Genomic DNA, 11,758 nt, shown 5'->3' on the forward strand with positions numbered 1-11,758 from the left:
CGACTGCCTGAACCTTCCCGTGGGCCTCCGCGCTCATTGGCAAACAGAACAGAAACGGACGAACGCGATGCAGACCCCAGAAGAATATGAGCTGTCCCGGCGCGGTGTGCTGGTGGGCGGCGCGGCCTCGGTCGCGACGGTGACGCTGGTTCCTATCGGGACGGCGGCGGCCGCCCCCACGGCAAAGGCTCCGCCGACTGCCAAGGTAGCCTTTGAGGTGAACGGCAAGGTCCATGAGCTCGATCTCGACAACCGGACATCGTTGCTCGACGCGTTGCGCGAGCATCTGCACCTGACCGGGACCAAGAAGGGATGCGACCACGGCCAGTGCGGCGCGTGCACCGTCATCGTCGACGGACGTCGCATCAACAGCTGCCTGACATTGGCGGTGATGCACGGAGGCGACAAGATCACAACGATCGAGGGTCTCGGCAGCCCCGACAAGATGCACGCGATGCAGGACGCCTTCGTGACGCACGATGGCTTTCAATGCGGCTATTGCACCCCCGGCCAGATTTGTTCGGCGGTCGCGGTGCTCGACGAGATCAAGGCGGGTATCCCGAGCCACGTCACCGCCGACCTGACCGCCGCACCGCAAGTCACCAATATGGAGATACGCGAGCGGATGAGCGGCAACATTTGCCGCTGCGGTGCCTATTCGAACATCATTGATGCAATCAGCGACGTGGCAGGAGTGAGGGCATGAAGAGCTTCACCTATGAGCGCGTCGATAGCGCTGCTGCGGCGACGGCCGCCTTCGCACGGACGTCGGGCGCGCGTTTCCTCGCGGGCGGCACCAATTTGCTCGACTTGATGAAGCTCGAGATCGAAGCGCCGCAGCACCTGATCGACGTCAGCCGCGTCGCGCTCGACAAGATCGAGGCGACGCCCGAGGGCGGACTTCGCATCGGCGCGATGGTACGCAACACCGATCTCGCGAGCGATGCGCGTGTGCGGCGCGACTATGGTCTGTTGACCCGCGCGCTGGTCGCGGGCGCATCGGGGCAACTGCGAAACAAGGCGACGACCGCGGGCAATCTGCTCCAGCGGACGCGCTGCCCTTATTTTTACGACACCAATCAGCCGTGCAACAAGCGCAAACTAGGTAGCGGCTGCGCCGCCATCGGCGGCTTCAACCGGCTGCACGCAGTCGTCGGTGCGAGCGACGCGTGCATCGCAACGCACCCGAGCGACATGGCGGTGGCCATGCGCGCGCTTGATGCTGCGGTCGAGACGGTCGATGCGGCGGGCAAGGCGCGCACGATTCCCATCGCCGAATTCTACCGTGCGCCGGGGAAGACCCCGCATTTGGAGACGGTGCTGGCGCCGGGCGAGCTGATCACCGCGGTCACGCTGCCAAAGCCCGTCGGGGGCACGCATATCTATCACAAGGTCCGCGACCGCGCGTCCTATGCCTTTGCGCTGATTTCGGTCGGTGTGATCGTCCAGCGCGATGGAACGGGACGCGTCGCGCTTGGCGGCGTCGGCTATAAGCCGTGGCGCGTCGAAGCGGCCGAGGCGGCGCTGCCGCGCGGGGCGAAACCGGTCGCCGACGGCCTGCTCGCGGGCGCCAAGACCACCCATGAAAACGCCTATAAGCTGCCTCTCGTCGAGCGCACGCTCGCCGGGGTGCTGGCACAAGCAAAGGGCTGAGTCATGAAATTCGACACGCCCGCAACCACCAACCCGATTGATCAGATGAAGATCGTCGGCAAACCCACCAACCGCATCGAGGGGCCGCTCAAGACGACGGGGACCGCGCACTACGCCTATGAACGCCACGATGTCGCGGCGAACCAAGCCTATGGCTATGTCGTCGGATCGGCGATCGCCAAGGGGCGGATCGCGTCGATGAATCTCGATGAAGCCAAAGCGGCGCCGGGGGTCATTGCGATCGTCACCGCGGACAATGCGGGCAAGCTGGCGAAAGGCGATTTCAACACCGCCAAGCTGCTCGGTGGCCCGACGATCGAGCATTATCATCAGGCGGTCGCGCTTGTCGTTGCCGACAGTTTTGAACAGGCGCGCGCCGCCGCGTCGCTCGTTCGCGTCGAATATGCGCGCGAGAAGGGCGCTTATGATCTTGCGGCCGCCATCGACACCGCGGTCAAGCCCAAGGCGGTCTTTGGCACCGAGCCTGACACCAGCGTCGGCGACTTTGCGGCCGCTTTTGCCGCCGCGCCGGTGCAACTCGACGCGCGCTACACGACCCCCGACCATAGCCATGCAATGATGGAGCCCCATGCGACGATAGCCGCTTGGGAGGGCGACAAGCTGACCGTTTGGACGTCGAACCAGATGATCGCCTGGTCGGTCGGCGACATGGCCAAGACGCTTGGCATGCCGAAGGAGAATATCCGTTTCGACTCGCCCTATATCGGCGGCGGTTTCGGCGGCAAATTGTTCAATCGTGCCGATGTATTGCTGGCCGCGCTCGGCGCGAAGGCGGCAAAGCGGCCGGTCAAGGTGGCACTCCCCCGTCCGTTGATGATCAACAACACGACGCACCGGCCCGCGACGATCCAGCGCATCCGCCTTGGCGCGACCGCTGACGGCAAGCTGACCGCGGTCGGGCACGAAAGCTGGTCGGGCGATTTGCCCGGCGGCGGTCCCGAAACCGCAGTGGCGCAGACGCGCCTGCTTTACGCTGGCGAAAATCGCATGACCGCGATGCGCCTCGCAGTGCTTGACCTGCCCGAAGGCAATGCAATGCGCGCGCCTGGCGAAGCGCCGGGGTTGATGGCGCTCGAGATCGCCGTCGACGAACTGGCGGAAAAGCTCGGTATGGACCCGATCGCCTTGCGCGTCCTCAACGACACGCAGGTCGACCCCGAAAAGCCGAGCCGACCCTTTTCGCAGCGGCAGCTCAACAAATGTATGCAGACCGGGGCCGAGAAATTCGGCTGGGCGAAACGCAATCCGAAGCCGGGCGTGACGCGCGACGGCCGGTGGCTGGTCGGAATGGGGATGGCGGCCGCCTTTCGCAACAACATCAACGGCCCGTCCGCCGCGCGCGTTCGCCTCGCCAAGTCGGGTGTGGTGACGGTCGAGACCGACATGACCGACATCGGCACCGGCAGCTATACGATCATCGCACAGACCGCCGCCGAAATGATGGGCGTGCCGCTCGACAAGGTCGTCGTGAAACTCGGTGATTCCGCTTTTCCGGTGTCGGCGGGTTCGGGCGGGCAGTGGGGTGCCAACAGCTCGACGGCGGGCGTCTATGCCGCGTGCGTAAAGCTGCGCGAGGCCGTGGTGGCGAAGCTCGGCCTGGCGTCCGATGCGGTCTTTGCCGACAGCAAGGTCAAAGCCGGACGGCGCAGCGTCGCGCTCGGTGATGCCGCCGCCGACGGCGAACTCGTTGCCGAAGACAATATGGAATATGGCGACCTGGCCGAGAAATTTCAGCAATCCACCTTTGGCGCGCATTTCGTCGAGGTCGGCGTCGATGCGATGACGGGCGAAATCCGCGTCCGCCGGATGCTTGCAGTCTGCGCCGCCGGACGCATCCTCAATCCCAAGGCCGCACGCAGCCAGGTGATCGGCGCGATGACGATGGGCGCGGGCGCGGCGCTGATGGAAGAACTCGCGGTCGACAAGCGTTTCGGCTTTTTCGTCAACCACGACCTCGCCGGGTATGAAGTCCCCGTCCATGCCGATATTCCGCATCAGGACGTCATTTTCCTCGACGAAGCCGATCCGACGACGTCACCTATGAAGGCGAAGGGCGTCGGCGAACTAGGCATCTGCGGCGTCGCGGCTGCGGTCGCCAATGCGGTCTATAATGCGACCGGAGCGCGCGTGCGCAACTATCCGATCACACTTGACAAGTTCATAGACAAATTGCCGGAGATGACGTGATCGCGATACGCCGCGATCAGCGGGCGGGCAGATCGTCCGGCCGGTCGATGTCCAGCAGCTCGTCGGGGTCGGCGTGGACGAGGGCGGCGTCCGCCAGCAAGGCTTTGCCGCCCCGGTCGCCTTCGCCGTTACGAAGTTTGTCGAACAGCGCGCGGGAAAACAGTGCCGGGGGCATCGCCGCGTTGCCGTTCGACGAGGCGACCGCGGGCGCGGTTCGGGGATCGAAGCGCGTCAGCAACTCGCGCAAATGGCGAGTGCTGACGAAGGGCATATCGGCGAGGCAGATCAGCGCCGCGGCCTCCCGACCCAGCGCGGCTTCGGCAATGCCGCACGACAGGGATTGCGACAGCCCGTGTTCGGGGTGTGGGTTAACGATGATCTTGAAACCGTTCGACGCCAGCAACTGCGCGAGCGCGCCGTCCGTGTCTTTGCAGACCGCGATCCGCCGCTTCGGCAACAGCTCGACGATCCGCCGTGCGGCGTGCAGTGCCAGCGGTTCGCCCGCGAGCGGCGCCAGCAGCTTGTCCTCGGCGCCGAACCGGTTCGACGTACCCGCGGCAAGCAGGATCGCGGAGACGTCCGCAACTTGGACCATGGCTCTTGTTCCTTCCGTCACTCTTTGCGTCCCTTCCAGAGCAAATATCGGATGATAGCAACCACGCCAGCCGACATATTGCGCTTTGCCCTCGACCGGAGCCGGGAGGGCGCCGGAACGATCCTCGTCACGCTGACCGCGATCGAGGGATCGTCGCCGCGCGCGATCGGCGCGCAGATGGCGGTGGCAGAGGACGGACGATATGTGGGGTCTTTCTCGGGCGGCTGCATCGAGGCGGCGGTCGTCGCCGAGGCGATCGGAACGCTGGCCGATAGCCGCGCCAAGCGCGTGCGGTTCGGCGCCGGGTCGCCCTATCTCGACATCCGGTTGCCCTGTGGCGGCGGCATCGATCTTCTGTTCAACCCGAGGCCCGATCCGGACGCGATCGCGGGGGTGCTCTGCCGGCATGACCGCCGCAAGCCGGCCGCGTTGCGGCTCGCGGAAGACGGCGTGTTTTTGGAGGCCGTGTCGGAAGGCGATTGCGCCGACTGGCGCGATGGCGGCTTCCGTCTTTACTATGCGCCGACGCTCCGCATCGTCGCGATCGGGCAGGGCGAAGAACTCACGGCACTCGCGCGCCTTGCGAAGAGCTACGGCGCCGATGTCAGCCTGTTGTCGCCCGACGAACGCGCCTTGGCGGATCTGACTGCCGAAGGCTTCGACACCGTCCGGCTGACCGTGCGCACGTCGCTGCCGCCGGTGCGTACCGATGCTTGGACCGCGATCCTTTCGGTGTTTCACGATCGCGACTGGGAGGAAGAACTGCTGCCGTTAGCGCTGCGTCTTCCCAGCTTTTACATCGGGGCGATCGGGAGCCGGCGAACGCAGGATATCCGGCTCGACACCTTGCGGGCAGCCGGCGTGCCGGAGGATTTGCGCCGCAAGCTCCGGACGTCGGTCGGCCTCATCCCTGCAACACGCGACCCGGCGACGCTGGCGCTGTCGGCGCTGTCGCAGATCGTGCAGGAATATCACCGGATCGGCTGCATATCCGCGAGCTCGGATGAGGCGGCTGACGCCTACGCACAGCACGACGATCTCATCGATCAAGCGCTTCGGGCCTGATTAGTCCGGGCGCGGTGCCGCCTGATATCGGTTGTCGAGGCTGACCGCACGGCGCTCGTCGACGTCGGCGCGGCGGACCTCACCTTGTTTCCGCAAGAGAAGGCTGCGGTTATAATAAGCGCGCGCCGATTGCGGTGCATGGCGGATCGCGCGGTCGAGATCGGCGATTGCGCGTGTGCTCTCGCCTTGACGGTCGTAAGCGAGGCCGCGATTGAGGTAGGCCACCGAAAGGTCGGGCGCGACGGCAATCGCCTGATCGAACGCGACAATCGCCTCATCCAGGTCGCCTTTCCACGCGTGTTTCAGCCCTTCGGAAAGGTGCGCGTCGGCCTGCTCCCGGACGTCCTTCGCGCCCTTGTTCGCCAGCCTCTTGCATTTGGACAGCGTCCGGCTCGGGTCGTTGACGGTGCAGGCGTTCCAGTCGCCGCGCCGCGGCGGTTTCGAGATACGCGTGCCGGTGACGACGACATCGTTCTCGGACGCCCTGTCGGCCGAAATCGCCGAAACGGCGCTCGGTGTATCTTGCAACGGCGGCGCATAAGCTCGCCCCTGAACGACAATGGGTGCGGCCTCTTCGGCCTTCGCTGCAACGGCCGTCGGCGCGGCGGTTTCCGCCTGCGCCAGTTCGACACGCTTCGCTGGTGGCGCGGCCGGAGCCGCGGGGGGCGCAGCGATATTTGGCTCAACGCGATCGGCTTCCGCGGACGGCGGTGTTGCGATCGAGACCGCAGCCGGCGCGTCGACTATGTCGCGTGCGACGATCCGCTCCTTTTCGCGGCTGCTGGGTGGAACCTGTTCGTCGGCGGCGGGCGCGGCCGGATTGAGCGTGGTCCAGGCAAAGGGCAGGCTGATTGCGGCCACCAGCGCGGCGGTTGCGAACAGGCCGGCCTGTGGGCCCCGAAGCGATTTCCACCATGCTGTGCCATCCCGTCGCGGCCGGTGCTCCGCGACGGATGTCCCGTCGAAGCGCGCGAGCGCATCGGCGATGGCCGCCTCGCGCCGTTTCGGCGCGGGCGGCGGTGGGTCTGGCAGAAGGGAATGGAGATCGTCGTCGCCGGTCATCGTCTGGCCTTATACTCAATATTGGACGACGGGCGAACATCTCGATCGAAAAGCGCAAGCGGCGAGGCGGATGCGGCGGCGCTCGCTCGGATACGCCGCCGCACCATGCTTAACGCTCCAGCTTCGCCATCGATCCGGCCGTCTTGGCGGCGCGGACCATCTGCGTCAGTTCCATGCGATATCCGAAATCGTCGGTACCGCGCGATGCGCCGACGATCTGGAGCACATCGTCATAGGTCATCGATCCGCTATATTTTCCGCCGCGGAGCAGTTCGGCGAACGCCGCCACCCCGGTCGCAAAGCGCGCATCCTGCGGCGCGTCGGCGAAGCGGGCGAATTCGACGCGGCGATCGATCGGCGTCGAGATGAGCTGGCTGCGGTCCGATTTCGGCAGTTTGTACCGGATTTTCAAAAAGCCATATTCGCTCGCCCCTGCTGCAACAGCGCGCGGCGCGGGGTTGCTGTAGCGCAAGTCGCCCATCGTGCGCGGCCCACCAACGGGGACGATTTCGTATATCGCAGTCACCGTTTGCCCCGAACCCACATCGCCCGCATCGACCTTGTCATTGTCGAAATCGTCGCGGTTCAGCATCCGCGTTTCGTAACCGATAAGCCGATATTCGGCGACGGTCGCCGGGTTGAACTCGACCTGGATCTTCACGTCCTTCGCGATCGGAAATAGGGTCGAGGTCGCCTCGTCGACCAGTGTTTTGCGCGCTTCGCCCAGCGTGTCGATATAGGCGGCGGCACCATTGCCATTCTGGGCGAGCGTCTGCATCAACGCGTCGTTATAATTGCCCATGCCGAAGCCGAGCACCGACAGGAAAATACCTTTGCCGCGCTCGCGCTCGATATAGCCTTTGAGCTCGTTCTGGTCGGTGATGCCGACATTGAAGTCGCCGTCGGTGGCGAGGACGACGCGATTGACGCCGTTCGGGTCGATATTGCGCTCGGCCAGCGCATAGGCCTGGCGGATGCCTTCGGCGCCCGCAGTGCTCCCGCCCGCGCCGAGTTGGTCGATCACCGCACGGATTTTGTCCCTCTGGCTCGCCGGCGTCGGTTCGAGCGCGGTGCCCGCATTGCCGGCATAGGTCACGATCGCCACGCGGTCGTTGGGGCCCAGCTGGTCGAGCAGCAGGCCGAGCGATTTCTTGACAAGCGGCAGCTTGTTCGGCGCGTTCATCGATCCCGAGGTGTCGATCAGGAAGACGAGGTTCGCGCGCGGCCGCGTCGCGCGTTCGATCGCATAGCCCTTGATCCCGATGCGGACGAGCTTGCGGCCCGCCGTGAACGGACTGGGAAAGACCGCGACATTCGAGGTGAACGGCTGTTGCGCGCTGCGCGGCGCCGCATAGTCATAGGGAAAATAATTGATCAATTCCTCGGTCCGCACCGCCGCCGGTTGTGGCAGGGCATTGTTGTTCAGCGACGCGCGAACAAAGGAATAGGAGGCGGTGTCGACGTCGATCGAAAAGGTGGAAACGGGCTCGTTTTGAGCGATCTTGAACGAATTTTCCTGCGTCGAGGTGAATTTATCGCGGCCGAAATCCTGATAATAGGGCATCATCCTGTCGGGATGCGGGGCGCGAATGGCTGTGCCGGTTACGACAACCTGCCGGCTTTGTGGAGGCGGCGGTGGCGCCGCGATCTGCTCGGAACTGATCACCGAAATCGGCATTGCGCTGTCCATTGAGGGTGCGCTCACCTTTCGGCCGGTGACGACGATTGCCGACGCACCCTCCTCAAGCTCGGCCCTGTGCGCGGAGGCTTCGGACGACGGGGACGCAATATCGGGTTCGTTCGATTGCGAGCAGGCGGTGATCAGCGTGATCGACAGTCCTGCGGTAAGCGTCAGATAGAAACGGGACATGCTATGTCTCCCTGGCAACAGCGGCGCACAATCGCCCGCATGTCCCTGGGACGCCCCGGCGCGGGAAATCCTTGGTGGTGTGTCGAAAAATTATCAGAAGCTTGGCGATCAATCGTCGGCTCCCGAATTTGCCGCGAGCTGGCGCCGAATCTCGTGCATCCGCCATGACACCGTGGCTTCAGCGACCCCGAGGATTTGCGCGGCTTCGGCGTGGGTCAGCTGCTGTCGGGCAATCAGCACTGCGGTATCGCGAAGGTCGGGTTTCAGCTGGGCGATCGCGCTTTCGATCCACAGCGCGTCGTAAAGGTCGCGTCCATCGGGCCCTCGCGTCAGCCCGACCATGATACTGAGCCGCCCGGTGAAGCGGGTCAGCGCCGACCGCCGCCGGTGAAAATCGCGGCAGGCATTATAGACGATGCTGCACAGCCAAGTCGTGAATTTGGCGTCGCCGCGAAAGGCGGGGAGCTTTTCCGCGAGAATGCAGCATACGTCCTGCGCGATATCGTCGGCGTCGGCGCGCGATCCGGTGAGCTGCCACGCGAGGCCATGGATGCGATCATAGTGGCGCCGCAGCAGGGCTTCGAAAGCGTCGCGGTCCCCGGCGATGGCCGCAGCGAGAATATCCGCGTCTTCGGCCTCGGCCATGCGTCAGGATCCGTCGGCGGACAGAAGGCCCTCCACCGGCCCAGTTGATCCCCCGCATCCTGCCATCGGGGCGGGTTGTGCCTCATTCGCCGCGCGAAGGCCATCGCTGACTTTGGCGCTGCGCGGCTAGGCTTCGGCGTCGCGCTTGTCGAGGTGGGGCGAGCCGAGCGACCATTCTTCGGCTTGAAAGGGATCGGCCGCGGGCCGTCCGAAATAATAACCTTGCGCCTGCGGACAGCCCTCGTCGAGGAGCATCTGGCGCTGTTCCTGCGTTTCGACCCCTTCGGCGACGATCGGCATGTTGAAACTGCGGCCGAGCCCGATGATCGCGCGCACGATCGATCGCGCCGCCTCGTCGTCCGAAATCGAGGCGACGAAGCTCTTGTCGATCTTGATCTTGTCGAACGGGAAAGCCTTGAGATTGCTCAGCGACGAATAGCCCGTGCCGAAATCGTCCATCGCGATCCGCACCCCGAGCGCGCGGATTTCGTGGAGCGCCTTCAGCGCGCTGTGCCGGTTGCGGAGAAAGGCGGTTTCGGTGATTTCAAGTTCGAGCCGATGCGCCTCCAGCCCCGATTGCGACAGCGCGTCGCGAACCACCGCCGGCAGGTTCGGCACCTGGAACTGGATCGTCGACACGTTGACCGCGACCGAGACATTCTTGGGCCAGCTCGCCGCGGCGCGGCAGGCCTCGCGGAGCACCCACTCGCCGATCGGAACGATGGCGCCGATTTCCTCGGCAACCGGAATGAAATCGTCGGGCGCGATCTCGCCCCGCTCGGGGTGGTTCCAGCGGAGCAAGGCTTCATACCCGATGACCGAAGCGAAGGCAGTCGCGACGAGCGGCTGGTACACGACATAAAGCTCGCCGCGGGCGATTGCGTGCCGCAGGTCATGTTCGAGCGCGCGGCGCTCCTGCGCCAGCTCGTCCATTTCCTGGTCGAAGAAGGCAGCGTTGCCCTTGCCGTTGTTCTTGGCGCGATAAAGCGCCGTATCGGCATTGCGCTGTAGCACCTCCGCATTGGTTCCATCCTGTGGGAACAGCGCGACGCCGATGCTGACCCCGACCGCCATCGGGTCGCGCGCGACGTCCATTTCGATCGCCAGCGTATCGAGGATGCGTGCCGAAAGTTTGCGGGCGTCGTCCGGTCCCGAAACGCCGGTCTGGATAACGAGGAATTCGTCGCCGCCGATGCGCGCGATGACGTCGTCGGCGCGCACCACAGACCGGAGAATGTCGGCAATGCGGCGCAAGATTTCGTCGCCCGCGCCATGGCCGAATATGTCGTTCACCGCCTTGAACCGGTCTAGGTCGAGCGCAAGCAGGGCAAAGGGCTTCTTCGCATCGATCGCCGCGTCGAGTGCCCGGCCAAAGTGCGCGCGGTTCGACAGGTCGGTCAGCGCGTCGTGCGACGCCAGATGCTCGATCGCCCGCTGCGCGCGTTTCCGGTCGGACAGGTCGCGGATCGCCAGCACCTGACAGCTTCGGCCGCGATATTCGATCGTCTGGGTCGCGACCTCCAAAATATGGTCGTCATCGGTGCTGCCTCGGATGCCCGCCTCGGCCGAATGGCCTTCGGGCGCTTCGAACGCGCTGCCGTCGCTGGCGACGAACCAGTCGGACGGCGTGCTGCCGACGATCGCGCCGCTGCTGACGCCCAGCATGGTGCAAAGCCGAGTGTTCACTTCGATGATTCGCCCGTCATACGTGATCGCGAGCGCCTCGAGCGTAGCATCGGCAAGGCCGTGCGCGTCGGTGAGCCAGCGGTCGACGAGCGAGCCGGTGAGCGCCAGCGCCACCAGCGCCAAATTGGCAATCACGATCGCCGGGACGAGCCAGTCGCGGCTGCTTCCCACGCCCAATGCACCGCCGCGCGTCGGATCGGGGAGGAGAATCGTGGCCGACATCGCGGTGAAATGCATCACGACGATGGCGAGAAGGGCGAACCCTGCGGGCAGCGCGACCTTCGCCCAGCCCCTCGTTCTTGCGAATGCCAGGAAGGCGGCAAAAAAGCACAGCCCCGACAGCAGCACCGAGATGAAGATCGGAGCCCAGTCATAGGACACGCGCGCTGGCGCAATGATTGACGCCATGCCGGTGAAATGCATCGCCGCGACGCCGATCGCCGCACCAGCCGCCGCGATCGCGCAGCGCGCCGCGCTTGGCGCTTTGCCGAGCAATCGGAAGCTGCCCCAGAAAAAGCCGATCGCGATTGCGACCGACAAAATGGTCAGGCCGACGTCGAAGCGGATCGGCATCGATCCGCGATAAGCGAGCATCGCGACAAAATGCGTCGCCCACACCCCGACGCCCTCGGCAATCGCCGCGACGACGAGCCAGTGGCGCCGACGGGCATCGACACAGTGAGTCGAGCGATTGAGAACGACGAAAAGGCTGATGTTTCCTAGGATACATACGAGTGCGGCAATCAGAACAAATCGCAGATCGTGCTGATAGACGACGCACTCGAGGACGCTGAACATGCATGCTCTCCCTGGTCCCCGTCGCTCTTTTGCCTCTCAATTCTAAAGATTGCCTTATTGCGCGGCCGCAGCTTGGTCGGGGGGCGGGTGACGGGGCCACCGCGAAGGCGGAAGAGGGTGGCATAAATTCCAAAAATCCTTGCTCCACCCATTTCTTCACGATAACAACTTAGATA

At 64.7% G+C, this 11,758-nt stretch carries 9 protein-coding genes; 4 read left to right on the forward strand and 5 right to left on the reverse strand.

Annotated elements, in window-relative coordinates:
- Nucleotides 1-67 precede the first annotated feature (67 nt).
- From paoA to paoC, 3 genes are read left to right on the forward strand one after another with little or no spacing between them, the layout of a single operon-like run.
- A complete protein-coding gene (paoA, locus tag SKP52_RS05865) occupies nucleotides 68-706 on the forward strand; it encodes an aldehyde dehydrogenase iron-sulfur subunit PaoA (RefSeq protein WP_039572761.1) in 639 nt (212 codons plus the stop codon).
- Nucleotides 703-1,653, forward strand: a complete 951-nt coding sequence (locus SKP52_RS05870) for an FAD binding domain-containing protein (protein WP_039572764.1) — start codon at nucleotides 703-705, stop codon at nucleotides 1,651-1,653. The genes paoA and SKP52_RS05870 overlap by 4 nt, the downstream gene beginning before the upstream one ends.
- A 3-nt stretch (nucleotides 1,654-1,656) precedes the next feature.
- Nucleotides 1,657-3,861, forward strand: coding sequence for an aldehyde oxidoreductase molybdenum-binding subunit PaoC (gene paoC, locus SKP52_RS05875; RefSeq protein ID WP_039572767.1), 2,205 nt, complete (start codon nucleotides 1,657-1,659; stop codon nucleotides 3,859-3,861).
- A gap of 16 nt (nucleotides 3,862-3,877) precedes the next feature.
- Here paoC and SKP52_RS05880 read toward each other — a convergent pair whose 3' ends face one another.
- On the reverse strand, nucleotides 3,878-4,477 hold the full coding sequence (locus SKP52_RS05880; protein WP_148309037.1) for a nucleotidyltransferase family protein: 600 nt from the start codon (nucleotides 4,475-4,477) through the stop codon (nucleotides 3,878-3,880).
- A 30-nt stretch (nucleotides 4,478-4,507) separates the two neighbouring features.
- Between SKP52_RS05880 and SKP52_RS05885 the strand changes: the two genes are divergently transcribed.
- Entirely contained in the window at nucleotides 4,508-5,521 is a 1,014-nt protein-coding gene (locus SKP52_RS05885) for an XdhC family protein (protein ID WP_081997223.1), read from the forward strand.
- Here the strand turns inward: SKP52_RS05885 and SKP52_RS05890 are convergent, their stop codons facing one another.
- The 4 genes from SKP52_RS05890 to SKP52_RS05905 all read right to left on the reverse strand — a co-directional run bounded on the left by SKP52_RS05890 (nucleotide 5,522) and on the right by SKP52_RS05905 (nucleotide 11,582).
- Nucleotides 5,522-6,583, reverse strand: a complete 1,062-nt coding sequence (locus tag SKP52_RS05890) for a tetratricopeptide repeat protein (RefSeq protein ID WP_039572773.1) — start codon at nucleotides 6,581-6,583, stop codon at nucleotides 5,522-5,524.
- A 109-nt stretch (nucleotides 6,584-6,692) separates the two neighbouring features.
- Nucleotides 6,693-8,453: a vWA domain-containing protein gene (locus tag SKP52_RS05895; protein WP_081997224.1), complete on the reverse strand. Its 1,761-nt coding sequence runs from the start codon at nucleotides 8,451-8,453 to the stop codon at nucleotides 6,693-6,695.
- A gap of 108 nt (nucleotides 8,454-8,561) precedes the next feature.
- Nucleotides 8,562-9,098, reverse strand: coding sequence for an RNA polymerase sigma factor (locus SKP52_RS05900; RefSeq protein WP_039572775.1), 537 nt, complete (start codon nucleotides 9,096-9,098; stop codon nucleotides 8,562-8,564).
- Between the two features lie 126 nt (nucleotides 9,099-9,224).
- Nucleotides 9,225-11,582 carry a bifunctional diguanylate cyclase/phosphodiesterase gene (locus SKP52_RS05905; protein WP_052207893.1) on the reverse strand — a complete coding sequence of 786 codons (2,358 nt, stop codon included), beginning with the start codon at nucleotides 11,580-11,582 and terminating at the stop codon, nucleotides 9,225-9,227.
- Between the last annotated feature and the right edge of the window lie 176 nt (nucleotides 11,583-11,758).

It is taken from the genome of Sphingopyxis fribergensis (assembly GCF_000803645.1).
GTDB classification, from domain to species: domain Bacteria; phylum Pseudomonadota; class Alphaproteobacteria; order Sphingomonadales; family Sphingomonadaceae; genus Sphingopyxis; species Sphingopyxis fribergensis.